This is a genomic window from Achromobacter sp. Marseille-Q0513 (assembly GCF_018195695.1).
In the GTDB taxonomy this organism is placed as follows: domain Bacteria; phylum Pseudomonadota; class Gammaproteobacteria; order Burkholderiales; family Burkholderiaceae_B; genus Achromobacter.
In genome coordinates this window covers 1-24,336 of record NZ_JAGTJY010000029.1, presented here as the reverse complement: position 1 = coordinate 24,336, position 24,336 = coordinate 1, and the positions used below count along the sequence as shown (strand labels likewise).

Below are 24,336 nucleotides of genomic sequence, written 5' to 3'. Positions count from 1 at the left end.
TATATGAGATGAGAAAAATGATGGCAAGGGAATTCTTGTGTCTGGATTTGCAAGCGCTGGCGCTTAGGTGGAAAGCTCGCGCTCGGGTGAGGGGAAATTGTTGAAAATTGAACTCCAGCCTGGCTTGTGGGCACCTTCAAGCAAGGGGATCAGTGCTTTCCCTAGATCCCCCTTGTGCGATGAAAGTTCGTGAGCGTATATTTTATTTAGCCATTTAACTATCGTATATCGATAATTAAAGTGGTTTTTGGCTCCAGGCCAAGTCCGCCCGTGATCTGCCGCCCACCCGTTCAGGAGAGCGCATCTTGAAGCAACCCGCCCACCCCAGCCGCCGCCGTTTCCTCAAGACCGCAGGCGCAGCAGGCCTAGGCGCCTGCATAGGATTGCCCGCCTACGCACAGGCCCGCCAGATCGTGGTCGCGGATCCGGGCGGCCCCTATACCGCGGCCTATCGCAAGGCGTTCTACGACCCGTTCGAGCAGGCCACCGGCATCAAGGTGGTCAACGTGGCGCGCGAAGCGCAGCCCGTGGCGCAGCTGACGGCCCTGGTCGAGACCCGCAACTACATCTGGGACGTCACCACGCTGACCCTGTCGGCCGACATCCCGTACCTGGAGTCCAAGGGCCTGCTGGAGCCGATCGGCTTCACGGCCGCCGACGTGCCGGGCCTGATTCCGCAGGCCGTTACCGCCAACTGGCTGGGCGTCGACATCTACGCCGCGGCGCTGGCCTATCGTTCCGACAAGTTCGCCGCGCAAGGTCCGGCCTCGTGGGCGGATTTCTGGGATGTCGCCAAGTTTCCCGGGCGCCGCTCGCTGCGCCGCAGCCCGATCGAAACGCTGGAACAGGCGCTGCTGGCGGACGGCGTGCCGATGGCGCAGCTGTATCCGCTGGACGTGGACCGGGCCTTCCGCAGCCTGGACCGCATCAAGAAGCACATCAATCTCTGGTGGACGTCCGGCGCGCAGGCGATGCAGGCCATCCAGAACGGCGACGTCGACATGATCGCCACCTGGAACGGCCGGTCGCAGGCCGCCATCGACAATGGCGCGCCGGTGAAGATTGTCTGGAACCAGGGCATCTACTCCATCGAGGGCTGGGGCATTCCGAAGGGCACGCCGCGCGCGGACATGGCGCGCCAGTTCGTGCGCTTCTGCGCCGACGGCGCGCGCCAGGCCGCGTTCACGGACACGCTGGCCTACGGGCCGACCAATACCAAGGCCTTCGAGCTGATCGATCCCAAGCGCGCGGCCATCCTGCCCAGCGCGCCGCAGAACCTGCAGGCGATGGGCCTGCCGGATCCGGCGTGGTGGGCCGCGAATCGCCAGGCCGTCACCGAGCGCTTCAACGCCTGGATCGTGGGCTGAGGGTTCCATGCGCTACAAACTGGAAACCATCGGCCTGGGCAAGCGCTACGGCGAGAGCGTGGCGCTTGCCCCCACCGATCTGCAGGTTCGCGCCGGCGAATTCCTGACGCTGCTCGGCCCGTCGGGGTCGGGCAAGACCACGTTGCTGCAGATGATCTCCGGCCTGACGCTGCCCAGCAGCGGCACGCTGTTGCTCGACGGCGTCGACGCCACGCAGATGCCGCCAGGCAAGCGCGGCATCGGCATGGTGTTCCAGAACTATGCGCTGTTCCCGCACATGACCGTCTGGGAAAACGTGGCCTATGGCCTGCGCATGCGGCGGGCGCCGGCCGACGAGCTCAAGCGCGCCGTGGCCGCGGCGCTGGCGATGGTCAAGATGGACGAGTACGCGCACCGCTACCCGCGCGAGCTGTCCGGCGGGCAGCAGCAGCGCATCGCGCTGGCGCGCTGCTTCGTCTATCGCCCGTCGGTGATCCTGCTGGACGAGCCGCTGGGCGCGCTGGACAAGAAGCTGCGCGAGCACATGCAGCTTGAAATCCGCCACCTGCATGCGGAATTGCAGGCCACTTTCATCTACGTCACGCACGACCAGGACGAAGCCCTGGCCATGTCCGACCGCATCTGCCTGATGAACCAGGCCCGCATCGAACAGATCGGCACGCCATCCGATCTCTACGACCGGCCCGCGACCTGCTTCGCCGCCGGCTTCATCGGCCATTCCAACCTGCTCGACGGCCATGTCGAAACCGGGGATGGCGGCGCGCGCCGGTTCCATGCCGCCGGCCGCTCGCTCGCGCTGGAAGGCGCGGCGCAGCCGCCGGGCGTCATGCGGGACGGCAGGGCCTGGCTGCTGGTGCGGCCCGAGGCGGCCGAGCTGCGGCCGCAAGGCCAGGGCCTGCTCGATGGCAGCGTCGCGGAAGTGGTGTTCCTGTGCGCCGAGGTCCGCGCCATCGTCGCGGTGGACGCGGACCGGCGCGTCAGCGTGCGTTGCGGCCGCAACGTGGCGCCGCGCGTGGGCGAGGCGGTGGGCGTGCACTGGGACATGGCGCGCGCGACGCTGCTGCAGCAATGAGGTCCGCCATGAAGACAGACCGCCCCGCGCCCAGCCGCCTGCTGCCGTCAGCGGGATACGCGCGGGCGCGCGCCTGGCTGCCGGCCCTGCCCGCCGTGCTGTTCCTGGCGATATTCTTTCTCGTCCCCGTGGCGGAGATCCTGCGCGGGGGCTTCGTGTCCGCCGATGGCGCGCTGACGGCCGCGCAGCTGAACCGCATCGCCGCATCGCCGGTCTACGCCAAGGTCCTGTGGTCCACGTTCTGGATTTCGGGACTGACGGCGCTGATCTGCGTCGTCGCCGGCTATCCCGTGGCCTATCTGCTGGCCCAGCTTGGCGGCCGGGCGCGCGACCGCTGGCTGCTGTGGATCATGCTGCCGTTCTGGACCAGCTATCTGGTCAAGACCTACGCCTGGATGCTGCTGCTCTCGCAGAGCGGGGCCTTGACGGCGCTGGCGCGCGCGCTCGGTCTGCTGGGCGGCGATGCCAGCATCGTGCCGTCGCTGGCGGGCGTGCTGATCGGCATGGTGCATGCCTTGCTGCCCTTGGCGGTGATGACGATGCTGCCGATCATGCAGGGCATTCAACAGTCGCTGGGACAGGCCGCCGAAACGTTGGGCGCGGGGCCTGCCACGCGCTTCTTCACGGTCTTCCTGCCCTTGTCGGCGCCCGGCATCGCGGCGGCCGGGCTGTTGGTGTTCATCACGACACTGGGCTTTTTCATCGTGCCCGCGCTGCTGGGATCGCCGCGCGAGACGATGGTGGCGCAGCTGGTCATTGCGTCCGTGCTGGAGCTGTTCGACCTGCGGCTGGCGGGCGCCCTGTCGGCCCTGCTGCTGCTGTGTTCCATCGTGGTGTTCTATGTGTACGACCGCCTGGCGGGACTGAGTTCGCTGGCCGGCGAGGCGCCGCGCCGGCGCGGCGCGTCGGGACGCATGATGGGCCTGCTGATCGCGCTGGGCCGGCTGGCCGATCCGCTGGCGCGGACGGCCTCGCGGATGCGCGCGGCGCGGCCGCTGAGGCTGTACACGCTGGGCGTGGTCGCGGTGCTGGTCCTGCCGGTGGTCATCGTCATCCCCATCGCCTTCACCCGCAGCAGCTTCGTCTCCCTGCCGCCGCAAGGCTTCAGCCTGCAATGGTTCGAGACGTTCCTGTCCTCGCCGGTCTGGCGCGCCGCGTTCATGCGGTCCTTCACCGTCGGATTCAGCACGGCGGCGCTGGCCCTGGCGCTGGGTTTCGGCGCGACCTATGCCCTGACGCGCCTGTCGTCGCGCTGGGCCAAGCCCTTGTTCGCCCTGTTCATCGCGCCGCTGATCGTGCCGCGCATCGTGGTGGCGATCGGCCTGCTGTACCTGTTCGCGCGGCTGGGGCTGACGGGCACCGACGCGGGCCTGGTGATCGGCCATACCGTCCTGGCCCTGCCCTACGTCGTGGTGACGCTGTCGGCGGGATTCAAGCGCTTCGACTGGCGGCTGGTCGACGCCGCGCAGATTCTTGGCGCCTCGCCCTGGGCCAGGTTGCGCACCGTGATGCTGCCCATGCTGGCGCCCAGCCTGATCTCGGCCTTCCTGTTTGCCTTTGTCGTGTCATTCGACGACCTGACCGTGGCGATCTTCGTCAGCGGCGGCCTGAACACCACGCTGCCCAAACAGATGTGGGACGACATCCAGCTCGCCGTCACGCCGACGCTGGCCGCCGTTTCCACCGCGCTGGTGGTGGTCGTGGCCCTGGTGATCGCCGTTTCCTCATACCTGAAATCCCGCAACGACCATTCATGAATCCGCTGCATACGCATTTCCCGCCCCGCCTGGAAGGCGACTCCATCGATGTGGCGCCCCTGCTCGAACAAGGCCTGCGCCAGGCGCCCGGGCGCGTGGTCTTTGTGTTTGAAGGGCAGGCCGTCACCTGCGGCGAGCTGCGCGAGCGCATCGACCGCCTGCGGGCGTGGCTGGCGAGCAGGGGCTTGCGCCAGGGGGATCGCGTCGCCGTCATGCTGTCGAACTCGGCGGGCCATATCGCCCTGATCTATGCCCTGATCCTGTCGGGCCTGGTCTGGGTTCCCGTCAACACGCGCTTGCGCGCCGCCGGCTTGCAATACCTGCTGCGGCATGCGCGTCCTCGCCTGCTGGTGGCCGAGGACGAATACGCCGAGGCGATTGAACAGGCGCGCCAGGACGGCGTGCCGCTGGCGTCGGGCATGGATCTCGATGCCGTTGCCGCGCGCGCCGATGTCGCGCCGGTCGCGTTGCCGCCCGCGCGGATCCGCCACGCGGACACGCTGTGCATCATCTACACCTCGGGCACCACCGGCGCGCCCAAGGGCGTGCTGTTCACGCACCGGATGATGCGCATCGCCAGCGAGGCGACGCTGCGCGTGGCGAACGCGAAGGCCGGCGACCGGCTGTTCGTCTGGGAGCCCTTGTGCCATATCGGCGGGGCGCAGATGCTGATGGTGCCGTTCCTGGAACCGGTGCAGCTGCACGTGGTCGAGCGCTTCTCGGCATCGCGCTTCTGGGAGCAATGGCGCGGCGCCGGGGCGACGCATCTGCATTACCTGGGCGGCATACTCGACATCCTGGCGCAGGCGCCGCAACCGCCGCAAAGCCACATCCAGACCGCCTGGGGCGCGGGCGTGGCCGCCCGCTCATGGGATGCGATCCGCCAGCGCCTGGGCTGCGAGATACGCGAGTGCTACGGCATGACGGAATGCTCCAGCTTCGCGACCTTGAACGCATCGGGCAAGCCCGGCTCCATCGGCCGTCCGCTGCCCTGGCTGCGCGTCGAGCTGCAGGGCCAGGACGGCCTGCCGGTGGCGCCCGGCGAGGCCGGTGAAATCGTGCTGTCCAGCGATATCGAAGGCGCGTTCCTGCCGGGCTATCTGGACAATCCCGAGGCGAGCCGGCGCGCGCTGCGCGACGGCCGCCTGCATACCGGCGATTCGGCGCGGCAGGACGCCGATGGCGATTACTTCTTCGTCGGCCGCGCCACCGACAGCATGCGAGTGCGCGGCGAGAACGTGTCCGCCTGGGAGGTCGAGCGCGTATTCATCGATCATCCGGCCATACAGGCCTGCGCCGCCGTGGGCGTGGCCGGCGACGTGGGCGAGCAGGAAATCCTGCTCTATGTGCAATTCATCGACGGGACGCCGGTCGAGTGGGCCGAACTGGTCGATTGGGCGCGTCCTCGCCTGGCGAGTTATCAGTTGCCTCGCTACTTCCGGCAAACGCCGGGCTTCGAACTGACCCCCAGCGAGCGTATACGCAAGCATCTGCTGCCGCGCGACGCGCAGGGGGCGTGGCGGCGCGCATAGCGCATGCCGACTGAGCCGGCCGCGCGCATCGCGGCCGGCTTCCTGCATTGTGACGCGCCAGGCATGCGCGGACGGCAATTGTCCGAGGCCTGGCCGCGCTCGCTGGCGCGGCGCTTCGGATCAGACTGATACTTCCATCGCCGTCCGCGCGCCATGAAACCCGCGCGGCCACGCCGCGCGCGCTGCATTCTTCTGCATGCTTCCGGTGTACCGTTTTCCACGCAATCGCGCGCGGAATCGCCCGGGCACGCGTGTCCGCAACGCATTTCCGCTAGGGAAAACACTCATATCCCGCAATCCTCTTCCTGTCGCAGAATCGCTGAAAATTGTTCAACAATCCTTGTCGGACCGGCACCCGGCGAAACCAACATGACCACGCTTTTGCAGGGGTCTAGAGACGTCCTCAAGGGGAAACGCATGCCTGTTACCTTCCGTCCGTTCAAGCGCGCCGCGCGCTATGTCACCGTCGCCGCGCTCTGCGCCGCATCCGCCTGGGCCCACGCCGCCGCCACCATCAAGGCCGACAGCCTGACCATCGGCTCCGACCTCACCTATCCGCCCTACGCCTACCTGGACGCGGGCAAGCCCGCCGGCTTCGACGCCGATTTCTCGCGCCTGCTGGCCGGCAAGCTGTCGTTGCAGCCCGTGTTCGTCGACACGCGCTTTCCCGACCTGATCCTGGGCATGCGCGCGCGCCGCTTCGATACCGTGGCCTCGGCGCTGTACGTGACGCCGGAGCGCGCCAAGCTGATCGACTACGTGCCCTACCTGAAGACCGGTTCCTCGCTGCTGGTGCTGGCCAACAGCGCCTACGCGCCCACGGGGCCCGAGGCGTTGTGCGGCAAGCGCGTGGCCTCGATCAAGGGCGCGTCCTGGACGCCCAAGCTGCAGAAGGTCTCGCGCGAGACCTGCCAGCCCAAGGGCCAGGGCGAGATCAAAGTGCTGGAATTCCCGACGGCGCCGGAGGCGCTGATGGCGCTGCGCTCGCAGGCGGCCGACGTGATGATGGAAGACGCCGCCGTGGCGCACAGCATGCTGTCGCAGACGCAGAACGCGGTGAAGGTCAGCTCGACTTCGCTGCTCTATCCGGTGGTGATCGGCCTGGGCCTCAACAAGGACGCGCAGGAACTGCAGGCGCAGCTCAAGAAGGCGCTGGGCGAGGCGCGCGCCAGCGGTGAATACGCCGCCCTGCTGTCGCGCTATGGGCTGGAAGCGCCGACGGACGCCGACGTGCAGGCCGCGCTGGCCGGCCCGCAGCAGTAAGCGCGCAGCGCCAGGGAAGCCGCCGACATGCATTTCGATTGGGATTACACGCTGGGCCTGTTGTGGGACCGGGATTTCTGGAACGCCTGCTGGGTGGTGGTGAAACTCAGCATCGCCACCTGGTGCGTGGGCGTGGCCGCGGGCTTCGTGCTGGCGCTGGGCAAGCAGTCGCGCAATCCGCTACTGAACAAGGCGGCGGGACTGTACATCTGGTTCTTCCGCAGCCTGCCGCTGCTGGTGCTGCTGGTGTTCATCTACAACCTGCCGCAGGTGTTCCCGGCGGCCGGCGCGGTGCTGTCCGATCCGTTCTACGCCGGGCTCACGGCGCTGGTGCTGAGCGAGACCGCCTTCATCGCCGAGATCCATCGCGGCGGCATCCTGGGCGTGCCGCGCGGCCAGCTCGAGGCCGGCCGCGCGCTCGGCATCCGCTATGCGGGGATCCAGCGCATGATCGTGATCCCGCAGGCGCTGCGCATCGCATTGCCGGCGCTGAGCAATGAGTTCATCACCATCGCCAAGCTGACCTCGCTGGTGTCGGTGATCTCGCTGGCCGAGATCCTGCTGGTGGGCCAGCGGCTGTACACGCAGAACTTCCTGGTGTTCGAGACCATGCTGGCGGTGGCGTTCTATTACGTGCTGATTGTCACCATCTTCGACAAGCTGCTGGGCTGGCTCGAATCGCACCTGAACATCCTGCGCCGCACGCCTCGGCCGCTGACGCTGGATCAGCGCACGCGCGACGCGTTGCGCGCCAACTTCGCCCAGCCGCCGGCGGCGCAAGGCGCGGAACAGGCCCTGCAGGTCCAGGGCGCGCGCAAGCGTTTCGGCGACCACGAGGTGCTCAAGGGCATCGACCTGGTGGTCAAGCCGGGCGAGGTCATCAGCATCATCGGCCCGTCGGGCTCGGGCAAGACGTCCTTGATCCGCACCCTGAACGGCCTGGAGTCGCTGGACGGCGGGCGCGTGCTGCTGCATGGCCAGCCCTTCCTGGATTCGGCGCGCGGCTCGACGCCGGGCGCGCGCATCCTGGATATCGGCATGGTGTTCCAGAGCTTCAACCTGTTCCCGCACAAGACCGTGCTGCAGAACGTGATGCTGGCGCCGCAGTACCACCGGCGCGGCGCATTCGTGGACCTGCGCTGCGAGGCGCTGGCGCTGCTGGACAAGGTCGGCATGCTGGAGCACGCGCACAAGTATCCGCACCAGCTATCGGGCGGACAGCAGCAGCGCGTGGCCATCGCCCGCGCGCTGGCGATGCGCCCATCGATCATGCTGTTCGACGAGCCCACGTCGGCGCTCGATCCCGAGCTGGTGGCCGAAGTGCTGAAGGTGGTCGAGACGCTGGCGCGCGAGGGCATGACCATGCTCATCGTCACGCACGAAATGAGTTTTGCCTTCAAGGTCTCGGACCGCGTGCTGTTCATGGAAAGCGGCCGCGTGCTGCTGGACGCGCCGCCCGCCGAAGTGCTGGCCAGCGACGACGCCCGCGTCAAGGATTTCCTGAGCCATGTCCATGTCGCAGGCTGACGCGTCCTGTGCAGGCACGCGGGCCGTGCCGACCGATCTGCACGCCGCCTCGGTCGCGCGCGCCCTGTCGAACGCGGCCGCGCATCCCGAAGCGGCGCGGCTGGCGCTGCTGGCGCGCCGCGATCATGCGGCGCTGGCCGAGGCCCGGGCGCGCGATGCCTTGCTGTGCGCCGGCGTCGCGCCGCCGCCCCTGGCAGGCGAGACGCTGGGCGTGAAAGCCTGCTTCGACGTGGCGGGCTGGGTCACGCACGCGGGTTCGCGCGTGCTGGCCGCCGAGCCGCCGGCCCTGCGCGACGCGGCCATCGTGCAGGCGCTGCGCCATGCCGGCGCGACGCTGCTGGCGCAGAACAACATGACTGAATTCGCCTACGGCGCGCTGGGTCTGAACCGCTGGCATGGCACGCCGCTCACGCCGCTGATGGCCGATGCGCCGCGCGTGGCGGGCGGCTCCAGCAGCGGCGGCGCGGTGGCCGTGGCGCTGGGCATGGCGACGCTGGCGCTGGGGTCGGACACCAGCGGCTCGGCCCGCATCCCGGCGGCGTTCTGCGGCGTGGCGGGCTTCAAGCCCAGCCGTGGACGCTATCCCGATGCCGGCATGGCCTATCTGTCGCCCAGCTTCGACGTGCCGGGCATCCTGGCGCCGGACGCCGCCGCTTGTCTGCGGGTGGATCGCGCGCTGGTGGATGAATCTGATCAGGAAGACATGGCGTGTCCGACGTCGCCCCGGCGCGCGTCAGGCGTGGCGGAGGTGGCTGGCGCCCGTGTCGGCGACGACGTGCGGCTTGTCGGCGCTGGTTATCCGGTGCTGGTGCTGCCCGAAGACCTGCTGGACATCCTGGACGCGCCCGTGCGGCAGGCCTTCGAGGCCTGGACGGAACGCCTGCGCGCCGCCGGCTTCACGCTGCGGCGCCAGCCCCTGCCCTGCCTGACGCAAGCGGCCCAGGCCGCGCGCGAAGGCGGCATCATCGCCGCCGAGGCCTATACGCTGCATCGAGCAAGGCTGGCCCGCAGCGGCGAGGACTACGATCCGCGCGTCGGGCCGCGCATGCTGCTGGGCGCGCAGGTGCCGGCGCACGCCTACGCCAGCGCGCTGGCGCGACTGCGCGAATTGCGCTGTTGCTACCAGCAGGCGCTGGGCGAGGCGGCGGGCGTGCTGACGCCCACCGTGCCCATGCTGGCGCCGGCCATCGCCAGCCTGGAAGCGGACGACGCCTATCTGCAGGCCAATGCGCGCGCCTTCAGCCTGACCGAATTCGCCAATCGTCTCGACCTGCCCAGCGTGTCGCTGCCCGGCGACCTGCGCGCGCGCCAGTCCATCGGTCTGATGCTGACGGGGCGCGGCGGCGATGACCGCCGCGTGCTGGAGCTGGCCGTGGCGATGGAGCGCGTGTTGAACAGACCTTGATTCCGCCCGACGCGGGCGCCCGGCGGCCTGGCACCGGCCCGGCACGCAAGCCCCGCGCCGTGCGCGCATGTCCGACCAGAATACCCCCCTGCCACCCCCTATCGGAACCCGCCATGATCGTCATACACAGCCAGGATCTCACCGACACCGAACGCCACGCCCGAGGCCCCGGCTGGGAAAGCCGCCGCATGATCGTCAAGCGCGACGGCATCGGCTACTCGGTGCATGAAACCCGCGTCTTCGAAGGCGCCGAGCTGCACCTGCACTACAAGCACCACTACGAGGCCAATTACTGCATGGAAGGCGAAGGCGAGGTGCTGGACGTGGCCACCGGCGAACGCCACCCGATCCGCCCCGGCACGCTGTACGCGTTGAACCTGAATGACCAGCACGTGCTGCGCGCCACCAAGGGCGACCTGCGGCTGGTGTGCGTGTTCAATCCGCCGCTGAGCGGCACCGAGACGCACCGCGCCGACGGCAGCTACGCCGAAGCGTGAGCAAGACAGGCAACGGCGCCCCTCGGGGCGCCGTCATGTCGTTGGATCGCTGAGTTCAAACACTTGGCACGCGTGGCGAGAACCGCCACGTTGGCGCGGCCGTCACGCGCCCCATCGCCGTCCCGCGCTACTTCGCCTGCTGGTTCTTCAGCCGCGTCAGCACTCCGGTCAGGGTGCGTTCGGAATCGTCCAGGTAGGCGGCCATGGCCTCGGCGGCCTCGGCGCGGCGATTCTTCACCAGCAGGCCGTGGATCTGCCGCTCGCGCTCGATCCAGTCGGCGGTCTGGATCAGGCTTTCATCGATTTCGGACGCGAACACCAGGCGCAGCTGCGCACAGAGCGTCAGGAAGTATTCGTTCAGCAGCCGGCTGCCCAGCTGCGCCACGATGTGCTGGTGCACCTGCAGGCTCAGCGTGCCGACGTTGCGCCAGTTGCGCTTGGCCAGCGCGCGGTCGGCGGCGTCGATGGTGGTCAGCATCTTGTCCAGCAGCGCGGGCTGCAACGGCAGGTCGCCGCTGATGGCCTGCATTTCCAGCGCGCGGCGGGCGGCGTAGATCTCGCGCAGGTCCTTGCGTTCCATGCGGCGCACGATCACGCCTTTGTGGCGCACGAAGGTGGCCAGGCCTTCGCGGCCCAGCTGGTGCAGCACTTCGCGGATGGTGTTGCGTGACGCGCCATAGGCGGCGGCCAGGTCGACCTCGACCAGCTGCGTGCCCGGCGGCAGCTTGCCGCCCATGATGTCGTCGCGCAGCTGGTGGCTGATGCGTTCCGCGATCGAGATCCCGCTGTCGCCGCTGGGGCGCTGGCCGCGTTCGGCAGGCATGTTGCTTGGCTCCTCTGGCCGGGCGCCGCTGTGCGCGGCGCCCGCTGTCGTTATTTCCACTCGACCTTTTCGGGATGCAGGCCGTGGACGCCCTTATACGGTGAAACTCCGGGCGATGTCCAGCCTTGCAGCAGCGCCGGATCCAGCGCGTAGACCTCAACGCCCAGCGGGCGGCACACGTCGATGGGATCGCGCGCCTCGGGGCCCCACATCGGCACCGACAGGTCGCCGCCGGGGCAGGTGGACAGCGCGCACAGCAGATCGATCTCGGCGAACATCTCCAGGTAGTCGCCGGGCTGGGCCGGGCAGGCCTTCATGAAGTATTTGTCGTCGTCGTTCAGGCCGGTGACCTGGAACACGTTGAGCACGTCGTGCACGTCCAGCTCGGTCAGGCCGTGCGGCGCCACGGCGCGCGTCAGGTTCGAGTGGCAATGGAAATGGAAGTCCTCGCCCGTCAGCAGCTTGTTCACGTAGGGGTCGCAGCGTGTGCCCAGCAGGTCGTGCACGCGGCCGCCGTCACTGTCGACGCCGTAGCTGGCCAGCGTGTCCTCGGTGATGGTGGCCATGGGGCGCAGGTAGGGCAGCGTCGACCAGAGCCGGTCATGGGTGCTGACGTGGGCTTGCTGCAGCTGGCGCGTGCGCGAGGCCCACATGCGTTCGCGCGGGTTGTGCAGGTTCCACATATTGAAGTCCGCCACTTGCGGGCCTTCCAGCGTGACGATGCGGAACACATGGCCGGCCGGCACCTTCCAGGCGAAGCCGCTGCGGATCGGCACCACGTGTGATTCGACCAGCCGGCGCTGCGCCGGATCGGCGATCAGGGAACGGTAGAACGCCTTGTCCACGTTCAGGATGGAGCCTTTGCTCACCTGATATGCGGCGGGGTAATTCGACATGGCCTGCCTCCTGTGTGCCCGGCCGGGCCGGCCAGGATTGTTGAACAATTTTTGAGGCAGTATACAGGAGCGGCGCGAAGTTGGAAGAGGGGTTTGCGCGCGACGGAAAGGCGTTTCGCGCCGGTGCGCGCAGCGGCGGGCGGCGCTCGCGGGCGCGGTTTGAATGGGGAAGGTGATGGCCGCGCGTCGCGGCCGGTCGTCGCGTCGGACGGGGCCGGCGCCAGCGCGCCGCGCAGGCGGCCGAGGCTGACGGGCGTCAGCCTCGCGGGCGCGTCTTCACGGCGCGGCGTCCGCCGCTTCCGAGGCGTCGCTGCAGACCTGCTTGATGGTCTGCCGCAGCCAGCGGTGCGCCGGGTCGCTGTCCAGGCGTGGCGGCCAAGCCTGCACCACGGTGACGGCGGGCATGTCGATGGGCACGTCGAAGGCGCGCAGGTCCAGGCCCAGGCGCTTGACGCCGGGCAGCAGGTGCCCGGGCATGGCGGGCAGGATCAGGTCGGAGTCGGCCAGCGCGAAGATGGCCGCGTAGAACGTGGGCGTGATCAGCGCGACGTGGCGGCTCAGGCCCTGCTCGGCCAGCGCTTCGTCGATCGGGCCGTGGCTGCGGCCGCGTCGCGACACGCCGATGTGTTCGTAGGCGGCGAAACGGCGCGGCGTGACGGCGCCGTGGAAGATCGCGTGCCCGCTCCGGGCCAGGCCGTGGAAGTGCGTGGTGAACAGCGTCTGCACCTTGATGTCGGCGCCGAACTTCTGCACGGAGCCGATGTACAGGTCGGCGTCGTCGTCCAGCGCGCCCGAATCGTGCTCGCCTTCCGAGACGAAGCGCAGCGTGGTGCGCGGGGCATAGCGGCGCAGGTGCTCGCGCAGCCGGCCGCCGAAGCCGCCGACGAAGACATCGTTGGCGCGCAGGGTGAAAACGCGTTCCAGCGTGGCCAGGTTCACGTCCTGGCCGAAGGCGCCCAGCACGGCCTGGGCCTGTTCGACCACGTTGCGCACTTGTTCGCGCAGGGCCAGCGCGCGCGGCGTGGGCGCCAGCCCGCGCCCGGAGCGCACCAGCACCGGGTCGCCCACCGCCTCGCGTATGCGAGCCAGGCTGCGGCTCATGGCGGGCGTGCTGAGGTTGAGCCGGCGCGCGGCGCCGACGACGCTGCCTTCCTGGATCAGGACGTCCAGGGTGACGAGCAGGTTGAGGTCCAGCGGTTTCATGCGCGCAAGCTTACCGCGCCGGCGCGGCGCTGACTGTTTCGTGTCATGCAATCGTCGATTTACCGGCAAGGCATTCCCCGAAAGCAAATGCGAGCCCAACATTTCCGCCTTGGAGGCGCGTGGGCGCCCGCCCTATAAGAGGAAAGGAGAGAGATATGGCGCTGGAAGTGCTGGAACTGCACCATCATGCGGTGCGCATGCCCCTGGGCAAAGTGGAGGCCATGGGCGCATTCTACGGCGACGTGCTGGGCCTGGATACGGACCAGGGCCGCTGGCAGATCCCCGGCATCGCGGGCTATTTCCTGGACATGGGCAATGACTGTCAGATCCATCTGCTGGGCAGCGATGGTCCGTCTCCCTATTCCCAGGGACCGGGCCGCGACCCGGTGGAAAACCACGTGGCGCTGGCGGTGCGCGACATCGCCGCGTCCGAGCAGGAGCTGCGGCGCCTGGGCGTGGACTACTGGAAGCTGGACAACGTGGCCGCGCCCGAGCTGATGCAGCTGTTCCTGCGCGATCCGGTCGGCAACCTGATCGAGCTGCACCAGATCGGCCGCTGCCGCTGCAAGCGTAGCGACCGCGCCTTCGCCGACGCCAAGGCCGCCACCGGCGCCACGCCGACCGAGGGCAAGGGCTGATCGACATGTTCATTGACCTGGAAACGCTGCCGGGGCCGGCCCGTTACAAGCTGCTGACCGCGGCCATCGTGCCGCGCCCCATCGCCTGGATCGTGTCGCGCGACGCGCGCGGCACGACCAATGTGGCGCCTTTTTCGTTCTTCAACCTGATGTCCGGCGATCCGCCGCTGATCTGCGTGGGCATCGGCGTGCGCGACGGCGCGCCGAAGGACACGGCGCGCAACATCGCGGAGCGCGGCGAATTCACGGTCAACCTGGTGTCGTCGACGCTGGCCTCGCGCATGAACGTGACGGCGGTGGACTTTCCGCCCGGCGTGGACGAGGCGCGGGAAGCCGGGCTGCTGCTGGCGCCCGGCGAGCGCGTCTCGGTGCCCAGGGTGGCGCAGTCGCCGGTGTCGTTCGAATGCCGGCTGCACCAGCTGCTGCGCATCGACGGGCGCAGCCTGGTGATCGGCGAGGTCGCCGCCATGCACGCGCGCGACGACGTGGTGTCCGACCGGGAACGCCTTTACCTGGACGGTTCCCGCATGGACCTGCTGGCCCGGCTGCACAATCCGGGCTGGTACTGCCGCCCGCAGGCGGATTTCCAGATGCAGCAGCTCACGCGCGAGCAATGGGACGAGATCAAGCGGGACGGCCGCGCCCAGGAATACCTGGAACACAATCCGCTGGCGCCCCGCCCGGCGGCGCTGTCCGACGCCGGCTGACGCCGCGCGTCCGATTCCGGACCGGCCCTGCGCGATGCGCGGGCCGGCCACGGCCCGCTCACCGCCCCGGCCGCGCCTTCAGCTCCCCCATTTCCTCTTGCATCATCTGGTGCGCGTAGCGCGAAAACACGCTGACCAGCCGGGTGCGCGTGTGGTACGGCGGATAGAGCAGCGCCACGGTCACGGTCACCGCCGGGCTGAAGGGGCGCACTTCCACGCCGTTGGCCTCGTATTCCTCATGCGCGGCCAGCGGGTTGATCAGGGCCACGCCCAATCCGGCCCCCACCAGCGCGCAGACCGATGAGCCCAGGCTGGCCTCGGCCACCGTCTGGCGCTCGACCTTGGCGGCCTTGAAGATCGCGTCGATGCGTTCGCGCAGCGGCGTGCTGCTGGGAAAGGAAATGAAGGGCTCGCCGGCGAAGTCGGCCGGCTTGAGCTTTTTCAGCTTGGTCAGCCGGTGCCCCTTGGGCAGCACCGCCACGCAATTCATGGTCATGACCGGCTCGACCTGGATGCCGGGCGCCTCGCCCGACAGCATCGCCAGCCCGGTGTCGCAGAAGCCCGAGCTGATCCAGTTGTGCACGGCGCTGGCGCTGCCCGAATGGATCGACACCATCACGTCCGGGTATTCGGTCTTGAAGGCGGCCACGATGCGGGCCAGCAGCCCGCCGGCCAGGCGCGGCATGGCCGCCACGCTCAGGCGGCTGGCGCTGAACGAGCGGATGCTGGCGGCGGCGGACTCCAGGCCGGCCAGTCCGATGAAGGTCTTTTCCACCTCCTGAAAGAAGCGCGACCCGTCCTGGGTCGGCGTCAGCCGGCTGCCGTTGCGGTCGAACAAGGGAAACTGGGTGATCGCTTCCAATTGCGCGATTAAGCGGCTAACGTGCGGCTGCGAGGTGTGGACCCGCCGCGCGGCGGCGGTCATGGAGCCGGTCATCATGACGGCCCGAAATGCCTCAATGTGTCGCAAGCCCATTCGTGGAATGGCCATATCAAATCCGTATAGAGGAATACCCGATTGGAACTGGATAAAACCATAACGCTAGTTGATACTTTTCGCCAGCCGCGGGGCTCATCGCGGGACGAGGCGGTTGCCGGCGGGTGCGGTGCCGCTGATCGGAATCATATGCACGCGCCGGTGGTCCGGCGCCAAGGGAATAAGATGAAAGCATTTGCCGCGCTCTCCATCGCCGCGCTGTCGGCCGCCGCCGCCGCCACCGCCCACGCCGAAGGCCCCAGCCGGCTGGACAAGATCCGTGAAACCGGCGTGATCACGCTGGGCCATCCGGAAACCTCGGTCCCCTTCGCCTACCTGGATGGCAACCAGAAGCCGATCGGCTACACGGTCGAGATCTGCCAGCAGGTCGCCCAATATGTAAAGGAAGCGCTCAAGCTGCCCAAGCTGGAAGTGCGCTACAACCCGACCACCTCGGCCACCCGGATCCCGCTGCTGGCCAACGGCACCATCGACCTGGAATGCGGCAACACCACCAATAAGGAAGACCGGCACAAGTTCGTCTCCTTCGCTCCGACCACCTTCGTGGCCCAGGTCGTGGTGGTGGCGCGCAAGGACGGCGGCGTCGACCCGAACAACCTGGCCACCTTCAAGGGCAAGTCGATCGCGGCGCAGGCCGGCGGCCAGACGTTCAAGCTGGCCTCCCAATTGAACGCGCAGGGCAACCTGGGCATCACCATCGTCCCGGCCAAGGACACCGGCGAGACCTTCCTGATGGTCGAATCCGGCCGCGTCGCGGGCACGATGAACGACGACGGCCTGGCTTACGGCTCGGTGGCCTCGTCCAAGGATCCCGCCGCCTTCGTGATCGGCACCAAGGGCTATGAGCTGGCGCCCTACGGCATCATGCAGCCCAAGGACGACCCGGCCTTCAAGAAGGTGGTGGACGGCGCCGTGCTGGACATGATCAAGAACGGCAAGGTCGCGGCGCTGTACGAGAAGTACTTCAATTCGCCGATCCCGCCCAAGCAGATCAACCTCAAGTACCCCATGAGCGACGCCTTCAAGCGCGCGCTCGCCAACCCGACCGATTCGGGTGACCCCAAGGCCTACGAGTAAGCGGCTGAGGCGCCGCGCGGCCGCGACGGCCGCGCGGCGGCAATGGGGTCTGGCGCCGCCCGGCGCCGAAACTTGAGGCGGATTCATGAATTACAACTGGAGCTGGAGCGTATTCCTGGACATGTCGCCGGACGGCGTGCATACCTTCCTGGAAACGCTGCTGATCGGCGTGGGGTGGACGCTGGCGCTGTCCCTGATCGCCTGGGTCTTCTCGCTGCTGCTGGGCTCCTGCCTGGGCGTGATGCGCACGGCAAGCTCGCGCGCCCTGAACTTCGCCGGCGCCGCCTACGTCGAGGTGTTCCGCAACATCCCGCTGCTGGTGCAGATGTTCCTCTGGTATTTCGTGCTGCCCGAGCTGCTGCCGCACGCCTGGGGCGTGGCCATCAAGCAGATGCCGCAGCCCTGGGGCCAGTTCCTGCCGGCGGTGCTGTGCCTGGGTTTCTATGGATCGTCGCGCGTGGCCGAGCAGGTGCGCGCGGGCATCCAGTCGCTGCCGCGCGGCCAGCTCCAGGCCGGCATCGCGCAGGGGCTGACCGAGGCGCAGGTGTACCGCTACATCATCCTGCCGCAGGCCTACCGCATCGTGCTGCCTCCGCTGACGTCGGAGTTCATGGGCACGATCAAGTATTCGTCGGTGGCGCTGACCATCGGCCTGCTGGAACTGACCGGCCAGGCGCGCTCGATGCAGGAATTCAGCTTCCATATCTTCGAGGCGTTCTCGGCCGCGACCGCGGTCTACCTGATCCTGAACGGCGTGGTGGTGCTGGGCATGCGCATGCTCGAGCGCCGCGTGGCCATCCCCGGGCTGATCGGCCCGGCGGGAAAGGGTCGCTAGGGGCGCGCCGTGGGTAAATTCGATTTCGACGCCATCTCCAGCGCCCTTCCCTATCTGTTCAAGACGGGAATGACGTTCACGCTGACGCTGACCCTGCTGGCCGCCGTGATGGGGCTGGCGCTGGGCACGCTGCTGGCCATGATGCGGCTGTCGCGCTTCAAGCTGCTGTCGGTGCCGGCCGGCATCTACGTGAACGTGATGCGCTCCATCCCCTTGCTGCTGGTCATCTTCTGGTTCTATTTCCTGGTGCCCTACATGGCCGCCTGGGCGCTGGGCTCGCCCACACCGGTGCGCGTGGGGGCGTTCAATTCGGCGGTGATCACCTTCACCCTGTTCGAGGCCGCCTACTTCTGCGAAATCATGCGGGCCGGCATCCAGTCGATCTCGCGCGGGCAGGTCGCGGCCAGCCTGGCGCTGGGATTGAGCCCATGGCAGGGCATGCGCTATGTGGTGCTGCCGCAGGCCTTTCGCAACATGATTCCGGCGCTGCTCACGCGCGTCATCATCCTGTTCCAGGATACGTCGCTGGTGTATGTGCTGTCGCTGACGGACTTCCTGGGCGCGGCCTCCAAGATCGGCCAGCGCGACGGCCGGCTGGTGGAGCTCTATCTGTTCGTGGCGCTGGTGTATTTCCTGATCTGCTTCACCGCCTCGCGGCTGGTCAAGCGGCTGGAAAAGCGTGCCCGCGTGCTGCGCTAGCTTATCAACAGGTGCAACGATGCAAGCCTCTCCGAATCCTCCGATGATAGAAATCAAGCAGGTCAGCAAGTGGTATGGATCCTTCCAGGTGCTGGATGCCTGCACCACCGCCGTGGCCAAGGGCGAAGTGGTGGTGGTCTGCGGACCGTCCGGCTCGGGCAAGTCCACGCTGATCAAGACCGTCAACGCGCTGGAACCCTTCCAGCAGGGCGAGATCATCGTCAACGGCACCTCCGTCGGCGATCCGCGCACCAACCTGCCCAAGCTGCGTTCCGTGGCCGGCATGGTGTTCCAGCATTTCGAGCTGTTTCCGCACCTGAGCGTGACCGAGAACCTGTGCCTGGGCCAGGTCAAGGTGTTGGGCCGCAGCCGCGACGAGGCGCGCCAGCGCGCGCTGGCGCTGCTGGAGCGCGTGGGCCTGTCGGCGCACAAGGACAAGCATCCCGGCGAGCTGTCCGGCGGCCAGCAGCAGCGCGTGGCGATCGCGCGCGCGCTGTCGATGGATCCGGTGGTCATGCTGTTCGACGAGCCGACCTCGGCGCTGGACCCCGAGATGGTCAACGAGGTGCTGGACGTGATGACGGACCTGGCCGGCGAAGGCATGACCATGATGGTGGTGACCCATGAAATGGGGTTCGCCCGCCGCGTCGCCGACCGTGTCATCTTCATGGACGGCGGCAAGATCGTCGAGGACTGCCCGAAAGAGCAGTTCTTCGGCAATGTCGAGGAGCGTGCGCCGCGCACGCGTCAGTTTCTTTCCAAAATTCTCCAGCACTGAAAGTCATGACCGAGCACACTTCTGCCCCACGCCCCGCCAACGCCGTCGACCTGCGCAGCGATACCGTCACCCTGCCCACCGAGGCCATGTACGAGCGCATGCGCAGCGCGCCGATCGGCGATGACGCGCTGGACGGTGATCCCACCGTGCGCGAACTGGAAGCCTACGTCGCGGCGCAGCTGGGCAAGCAGGCCGGGCTGTTCGTGCCCAGTTGCACCATGGCCAACCTGCTGGCCGTGCTGGCGCAGACGCAGCGCAACGAGCAGGTCATCCTGGAATCCACCGCGCACATGTACACCTCCGAGCGCGGCGCGGCCACCTTCACCGGCGTGTTCTATCACTGCGTGCCGGGCGCGGACGGCGCCATGGACCTGAACCGGCTCGAAGAGGCGCTGCTGACCGAAGGGATGCGCCTGAAGACGTCGCTGGTGGCGATGGAGACCACGCACAACAACGCCGGCGGCACCGTGCTGCCGCTGGACCACATGCGGTCGGTGTACGGCATGGCCAACAGCCGTGGCATCTCGGTGCACCTGGACGGGGCGCGCATGTACAACGCCGCCGTGGCGCTGGGCGTGACGCCGCTGGAGATCGCGCAGCACGCCGACACCGTGTCGCTGTGCCTGTCCAAGGGCCTGAGCGCGCCGGTCGGCGCGGTGCTGGCCGGGCCGCGCCCGCTGCTGGCCAAGGCCCGCACGCTGCGCCGCATGCTGGGCGGCGCGCAGCGCCAGGCCGGCATCATGGCCGCCGCCGGGCTGGAGGCCGTGCAGACCATGGGGGGCCGGCTGGCCGAGGACCACGCCACCGCCGCGCGCCTGAGCGAGGGCCTGAACCGCCTGCATCCGCGCCTGTCGGCCACCGTGCCGCAGACCAACATCGTGCAGGTCGAGACCGCCGACTCCGGCATGGGCAACGCGCAGTGGGTCCAGGCGCTGGCGGCCGAAGGCGTGCTGACCCGCGCCTGGGGCGTGACGCGGCTGCGCTGCGTGACCCATCGCCACATCGGCGCGGCCGACATCGACCGCGCCGTGCAAGCCTTCGGCCGGGTGCTGCAGGCCAGCTGAACCGGTTGTTCCCGGAGCCGCTTGCGGCCTGGGTTGCGACGCGGATTTCCTCGCCGATTGCATCGCCTGCTGACGGGCGGGCGATGCGATAATGCCGCATGTCTCCCCCCTCCCTCACCCGCAAGGATTACCTCTGCGCGCTCGCCGTGGTGGTGATCTGGGGCCTGAATTTCGTCGTCATGAAAACGGGCCTCAAGGGCCTGTCGCCGATGATGCTCGGCGCGCTGCGCTTCGCGCTGGCGGCCTTTCCCCTGATCCTGTTCGTGCGCCCGCCCAAGCTGCCCTGGCGCTGGATCGCGGCCTATGGCCTGGCGCAGGGCCTGGGCCAGTTCGGGCTGTTGTTCGTGGCGCTGCAGGCCGGCATGCCCGCCGGCATGGCCTCGCTGGTGATCCAGACGCAGGCCTTCTTCACGTTGCTGCTGGCCGCGCCGTTGCTGCGCGAGCGCGCGCAGCGGCATCACTGGATCGGACTGGGCGTGGCCGCGCTGGGCCTGGCGGTGATCGCGCTGGGCCGCGGCGACGGGCCGGGCCAGATGACCATGATCGGTTTCGTCCTGACGCTGGGCGCGGCCTTCATGTGGGCGGTGTCGAACATCATCGTGCGCCTGGCGAGCAACCGCGCGCCGGGCTACGACCCCTTCGCCTTCATCGCCTGGAGCAGCCTGGCGCCGGTGCTGCCCTTCCTGCTGCTGGCCGTGCTGATCGACGGCTGGGAGCCGGTGCTGGGCATGCTGGCCGGCATGGGCTGGGGCGAGGCGCTGTCGGTGCTGTACCTGGCGGTGCTGGCGACGCTGGTGGCCTACACGCTGTGGACGCGCCTGCTGACGCGCCATCCGGCCGCGAAGATCGCGCCGTTCTCGCTGCTGGTGCCGGTGGTGGGCCTGTCGGCGGCGGCCGCCGCCTATGGCGAGGCGCTGATGCCGCTGCAATGGCTGGGCGCCGCCGGGGTGCTGGCGGGCCTGATCGTCAACCAGCTCGGCGGGCGCTGGATCCGCGGCCGCTGATCCCACCGCGCGCCTGCCGGCGCGCCGGCCATGCTGACGATTCCCTGTCCGCGCCCTTGCCGCGCGGGCCTATCCACCGCCGGGACTAAGCCGCCCGGCGAGGCGGCGCGGCCCTACAGCTGTTCGAAGCGGATGTAGCGCTTGTCGGTGTACTCCCGGCGCGTGACGATCTCGGCCACCCAGGCGCCGGGCGGGCCGCGCCGCAGCCATTCCAGCATGTGGTCGACCTGGTCGGGCGTGCCCTGCACCAGGGCCTCGACCGTGCCGTCTTCCATGTTCTGCACCCAGCCGCGCGCGCCCAGCAGATGGGCGCGCCGGACCGTGGCGTGGCGGTAGCCGACGCCCTGCACCTTGCCGCTGACGGTGACGTGGACGGTTTCCAGATGGGCGTCGGGATGATGGGGGTCTTGCATGTTTCTTCCTTCAGATGATGCGCCGCAACAGCGCCGGCCCGTCGCCGCTAGGGGCTAATGCGGATGGTCTATGGGCCGCCGGGCATCGAAGCGATACGTTAGTGCATGTGTCAAGAATATTGCGCGTCGCCCCGGCCAGGACCAGGCGGCGTCGACGCGCCCGCCTTGGATATCGATGCAGGAACCCCCGCGAACCCATTCGTGAACGAGCTTGGAGAGGCCATTATGGAAGAGACCAGTCTGTTGTCGGAAGCAGAGACAGCGCGTTACCGAGATCAGGGCTACCTGGCCCTGGACGGCATCTGCCCGCAGGACGAAGTGGGCTACATACGCGGCACGCTGATGGACATGTTCGAGAACAGGACGGGCTACAACGAGGGCGCGCAGTACGACTTCATCAGCCGGGACGATCCTTCCAGGCCGGCGCGGTTTCCCAGCCTGCACGATCCGCGCCATTATGCCCCCGACCTGCTGAAGACGACGTACCACGCCCGCACCCTGGCGATGGCGCGCCAGCTGCTGGGGCCGGACGCGGCGCTGTATGGCGAGCACGCGCTGCTCAAGCCGGGCGGGGGCGGGCCCGAGACGCCCTGGCACCAGGACGAGGCCTTCCGCTCGCCCGACTTCGTCTACAAGGAGCTGAGCATCTGGCTGGCGCTGCAGCCGGCCACGCTGGAGAACGGCTGCATGCAGTTCATCCCCGGTTCCAACAAGTGGGACGTGCTGGAGCACCGCTCGCCCGGCGGCGACAAGCATCTGCATCCGCTGGAATGCTGCGGCGACTTCGCCCGAGACCTGGCCGTGGCCGAGCCGCTGGCGCCGGGCGGCTGCACGGTGCACGACGCGCGCACGCTGCATTACACCGGCGCCAATACCTCCAACGCGCCCAGGCTGGCCTACATCCTGATCTACAACACGCCGCCCGTGTACAAGCCGGGACGCCGCGAATTCCCGTGGCTGGAAGGCCGCTGGACCGACAGCCAGACCCGCAAGAAGGAATGGCACCGCCGCGGCGGCCTGGCCGTCGACCTGGTGCGGCGCCTGCCGGCCATCCGCCTGACCAGCCCGCGCTGGCTGGCCTGGGCCACCATCCGCGCGGTCAACAAGGTCGGGCCACGCTGACGCGGTCCGGCGCGCCGGCCAGCCCGGCGCCGGGCCGCCCGGCGCCCCGAATGTGCGTCACCCGCACGCACGGCGCCTCGCGAAATCAGTGAAAAAGCAGCGCCGGCGGGCCTCGCCCGCCGGCACCGGCGCGTATACTGGGCGGCGCCGCCGGGCCGCAGGGCCTTGCTGCACTGCAAGGCCGCCCGCAGCCGGCGGTCCCATTCTTCCAAGAAAAACCAAGGACGCCATGCGATCGGGCCCTTCCCGATATTCCGCCCCTGCCCGCGCCATGCCGCGCGGCGCGCGCGCATGCGCCGGTTCCGCCCGCGCGTCCCGCACACTACAGACCCAGCCATGACCGCTAAGCTCTCAACGATCACCTGCATCGAAGATTTGCGCGTAATCGCGAAACGCCGCGTGCCGCGCATGTTCTACGACTACGCCGATTCGGGCGCCTGGACCGAGGGCACCTACCGCGCCAACGAGAGCGATTTCCAGAAGATCAAGCTGCGCCAGCGCGTGGCGGTGAACATGGAAGGACGCTCGCTGCGCACCACGCTGGCCGGCCATGACGTGGCCATGCCGCTGGCCATCGCGCCGACCGGCCTGACCGGCATGCAGCACGCCGACGGCGAAATCCTGGCGGCCAAGGCCGCCGCCGAGTTCGGCGTGCCCTTCACGCTGTCCACCATGAGCATCTGCTCGCTGGAAGACGTGGCCGCCGCCACCGGCAAGCCGTTCTGGTTCCAGCTGTACGTGATGCGCGACCGCGAATTCGTCGGCAACCTGATCGACCGCGCCAAGGCCGCCGGCTGCTCGGCGCTGGTGCTGACGCTGGACCTGCAGATCCTGGGCCAGCGCCACAAGGACATCAAGAACGGCCTGTCCACCCCGCCCAAGCCCACGCTGCGCAACCTGATCAACCTGGCGACCAAGCCGCGCTGGTGCATGGGCATGCTGGGCACCAAGCGCCGCACCTTCGGCAACATCGTCGGCCACGCCAAGGGCGTGAGCGATCTGTCCTCGCTGTCCTCTTGGACCGCCGAGCAGTTCGACCCGCGCCTGAGCTGGGACGACGTCGAATGGATCAAGCAGCGCTGGGGCGGCAAGCTCATCCTCAAGGGCATCCTGGACGTCGAGGATGCCCAGCTGGCCGCCAACAGCGGCGCCGACGCGCTCATCGTCAGCAACCACGGTGGCCGCCAGCTCGACGGCGCCATGTCGTCGATCGCGGCGGTGCCGTCCATCGCCGATGCGGTGGGCTCGAAGATCGAGGTCTGGATGGACGGCGGCGTGCGCTCCGGCCAGGACATCCTCAAGGCCGTGGCGCTGGGCGCGCGCGGCGCCATGATCGGCCGCGCGTTCCTCTACGGCCTGGGCGCCTACGGCCAGGATGGCGTGCGCCGCGTGCTGGAGATCCTGTACAAGGAAATGGACACCACCATGGCCCTGTGCGGCCGCCGTTCGCTCGTGCCGGGCGACCGCAGCATCCTGCTGCCGGGCACCTATCCGGTCTGAGGCAAGGCGCCGGACGGCATCAGAGACAGGCCCGCGCCGTCTGGCCGAAGGAAAAGCCGCTCAAGGGAGGCTCGCGCAGCACGGCGCGGGCGCCGCCGGCGGTGGCGGGGGGGGCCCGGATGCCGCCGGGGGTGTTGCCGGCGGGCCCCGCGGCCCGGGC

At 68.6% G+C, this 24,336-nt stretch carries 23 protein-coding genes; 18 read left to right on the top strand and 5 right to left on the bottom strand.

Translation table 11 applies throughout. The features are described 5' to 3' along the window. Window positions 1-305 precede the first annotated feature (305 nt). The 8 genes from KDH83_RS08940 to KDH83_RS08905 all read left to right on the top strand — a co-directional run bounded on the left by KDH83_RS08940 (window position 306) and on the right by KDH83_RS08905 (window position 10,420). Window positions 306-1,367 (top strand): ABC transporter substrate-binding protein, encoded by a 1,062-nt coding sequence (locus KDH83_RS08940; protein WP_212314569.1) that lies wholly within the window; start codon window positions 306-308, stop codon window positions 1,365-1,367. A 7-nt stretch (window positions 1,368-1,374) separates the two neighbouring features. Further along, window positions 1,375-2,439, top strand: a complete 1,065-nt coding sequence (locus tag KDH83_RS08935; protein WP_212314568.1) for an ABC transporter ATP-binding protein — start codon at window positions 1,375-1,377, stop codon at window positions 2,437-2,439. A gap of 8 nt (window positions 2,440-2,447) precedes the next feature. Next, window positions 2,448-4,196, top strand: coding sequence for an ABC transporter permease subunit (locus KDH83_RS08930; protein ID WP_249204957.1), 1,749 nt, complete (start codon window positions 2,448-2,450; stop codon window positions 4,194-4,196). After that, a complete protein-coding gene (locus tag KDH83_RS08925) occupies window positions 4,193-5,728 on the top strand; it encodes an AMP-binding protein (protein WP_212314566.1) in 1,536 nt (511 codons plus the stop codon). The genes KDH83_RS08930 and KDH83_RS08925 overlap by 4 nt, the downstream gene beginning before the upstream one ends. A 417-nt stretch (window positions 5,729-6,145) precedes the next feature. Continuing rightward, complete coding sequence (locus tag KDH83_RS08920; protein WP_212314565.1) at window positions 6,146-6,991, top strand: transporter substrate-binding domain-containing protein; 846 nt, start codon at window positions 6,146-6,148, stop codon at window positions 6,989-6,991. Between the two features lie 27 nt (window positions 6,992-7,018). Then, window positions 7,019-8,518, top strand: a complete 1,500-nt coding sequence (locus KDH83_RS32855; RefSeq protein ID WP_212314564.1) for an amino acid ABC transporter permease/ATP-binding protein — start codon at window positions 7,019-7,021, stop codon at window positions 8,516-8,518. Further along, window positions 8,499-9,923: an amidase family protein gene (locus KDH83_RS08910; RefSeq protein ID WP_249204956.1), complete on the top strand. Its 1,425-nt coding sequence runs from the start codon at window positions 8,499-8,501 to the stop codon at window positions 9,921-9,923. Before KDH83_RS32855 ends, KDH83_RS08910 begins: the two co-directional genes overlap by 20 nt. A 113-nt stretch (window positions 9,924-10,036) precedes the next feature. Beyond that, entirely contained in the window at window positions 10,037-10,420 is a 384-nt protein-coding gene (locus KDH83_RS08905; protein ID WP_212314563.1) for an ectoine synthase, read from the top strand. Between the two features lie 127 nt (window positions 10,421-10,547). Here the strand turns inward: KDH83_RS08905 and KDH83_RS08900 are convergent, their stop codons facing one another. The 3 genes from KDH83_RS08900 to KDH83_RS08890 form a co-directional block, all read right to left on the bottom strand. After that, complete coding sequence (locus KDH83_RS08900; protein WP_212314561.1) at window positions 10,548-11,243, bottom strand: GntR family transcriptional regulator; 696 nt, start codon at window positions 11,241-11,243, stop codon at window positions 10,548-10,550. A 50-nt stretch (window positions 11,244-11,293) separates the two neighbouring features. Further along, window positions 11,294-12,139 (bottom strand): DUF1989 domain-containing protein, encoded by an 846-nt coding sequence (locus KDH83_RS08895; protein WP_212314559.1) that lies wholly within the window; start codon window positions 12,137-12,139, stop codon window positions 11,294-11,296. Between the two features lie 276 nt (window positions 12,140-12,415). Beyond that, window positions 12,416-13,342, bottom strand: coding sequence for a LysR family transcriptional regulator (locus KDH83_RS08890; protein WP_212314557.1), 927 nt, complete (start codon window positions 13,340-13,342; stop codon window positions 12,416-12,418). Window positions 13,343-13,497: 155 nt separating this feature from the next. On the opposite strand from KDH83_RS08890, the gene KDH83_RS08885 reads away from it, so the two are divergent. Together KDH83_RS08885 and KDH83_RS08880 are read left to right on the top strand one after the other, a co-directional pair. Further along, complete coding sequence (locus tag KDH83_RS08885; RefSeq protein ID WP_103271842.1) at window positions 13,498-13,980, top strand: VOC family protein; 483 nt, start codon at window positions 13,498-13,500, stop codon at window positions 13,978-13,980. 5 nt (window positions 13,981-13,985) lie between these two features. Then, window positions 13,986-14,687 carry a flavin reductase family protein gene (locus KDH83_RS08880; protein ID WP_212314555.1) on the top strand — a complete coding sequence of 234 codons (702 nt, stop codon included), beginning with the start codon at window positions 13,986-13,988 and terminating at the stop codon, window positions 14,685-14,687. A gap of 58 nt (window positions 14,688-14,745) precedes the next feature. On the opposite strand, the gene KDH83_RS08875 is transcribed toward KDH83_RS08880, so the two are convergent. Further along, window positions 14,746-15,678: a LysR substrate-binding domain-containing protein gene (locus KDH83_RS08875; protein ID WP_212314553.1), complete on the bottom strand. Its 933-nt coding sequence runs from the start codon at window positions 15,676-15,678 to the stop codon at window positions 14,746-14,748. 171 nt (window positions 15,679-15,849) lie between these two features. Here KDH83_RS08875 and KDH83_RS08870 point away from each other — a divergent pair, with 171 nt between their 5' ends. The 6 genes from KDH83_RS08870 (at window position 15,850) to KDH83_RS08845 (ending at window position 21,141) form a co-directional block, all read left to right on the top strand. Next, the gene (locus KDH83_RS08870) at window positions 15,850-16,761 is read left to right on the top strand and encodes an amino acid ABC transporter substrate-binding protein (RefSeq protein WP_212314551.1); all 912 of its coding nucleotides are present in this window, start codon (window positions 15,850-15,852) and stop codon (window positions 16,759-16,761) included. A gap of 85 nt (window positions 16,762-16,846) precedes the next feature. After that, entirely contained in the window at window positions 16,847-17,596 is a 750-nt protein-coding gene (locus tag KDH83_RS08865) for an amino acid ABC transporter permease (RefSeq protein ID WP_212314549.1), read from the top strand. A gap of 9 nt (window positions 17,597-17,605) precedes the next feature. Continuing rightward, on the top strand, window positions 17,606-18,295 hold the full coding sequence (locus KDH83_RS08860) for an ABC transporter permease subunit (protein ID WP_212314548.1): 690 nt from the start codon (window positions 17,606-17,608) through the stop codon (window positions 18,293-18,295). Between the two features lie 43 nt (window positions 18,296-18,338). After that, the gene (locus KDH83_RS08855; protein WP_212314540.1) at window positions 18,339-19,073 is read left to right on the top strand and encodes an amino acid ABC transporter ATP-binding protein; all 735 of its coding nucleotides are present in this window, start codon (window positions 18,339-18,341) and stop codon (window positions 19,071-19,073) included. 5 nt (window positions 19,074-19,078) lie between these two features. Further along, window positions 19,079-20,137: a GntG family PLP-dependent aldolase gene (locus tag KDH83_RS08850; protein WP_212314532.1), complete on the top strand. Its 1,059-nt coding sequence runs from the start codon at window positions 19,079-19,081 to the stop codon at window positions 20,135-20,137. Window positions 20,138-20,235: 98 nt separating this feature from the next. Beyond that, window positions 20,236-21,141, top strand: coding sequence for an EamA family transporter (locus KDH83_RS08845; protein ID WP_212314530.1), 906 nt, complete (start codon window positions 20,236-20,238; stop codon window positions 21,139-21,141). Between the two features lie 113 nt (window positions 21,142-21,254). On the opposite strand, the gene KDH83_RS08840 is transcribed toward KDH83_RS08845, so the two are convergent. Then, on the bottom strand, window positions 21,255-21,554 hold the full coding sequence (locus KDH83_RS08840; RefSeq protein ID WP_212314529.1) for an acylphosphatase: 300 nt from the start codon (window positions 21,552-21,554) through the stop codon (window positions 21,255-21,257). A 225-nt stretch (window positions 21,555-21,779) separates the two neighbouring features. On the opposite strand from KDH83_RS08840, the gene KDH83_RS08835 reads away from it, so the two are divergent. Beyond that, entirely contained in the window at window positions 21,780-22,676 is an 897-nt protein-coding gene (locus tag KDH83_RS08835; protein WP_212314528.1) for a phytanoyl-CoA dioxygenase family protein, read from the top strand. A 336-nt stretch (window positions 22,677-23,012) separates the two neighbouring features. Beyond that, a complete protein-coding gene (locus tag KDH83_RS08830; RefSeq protein WP_212314522.1) occupies window positions 23,013-24,176 on the top strand; it encodes an alpha-hydroxy acid oxidase in 1,164 nt (387 codons plus the stop codon). Window positions 24,177-24,336: the final 160 nt, after the last annotated feature.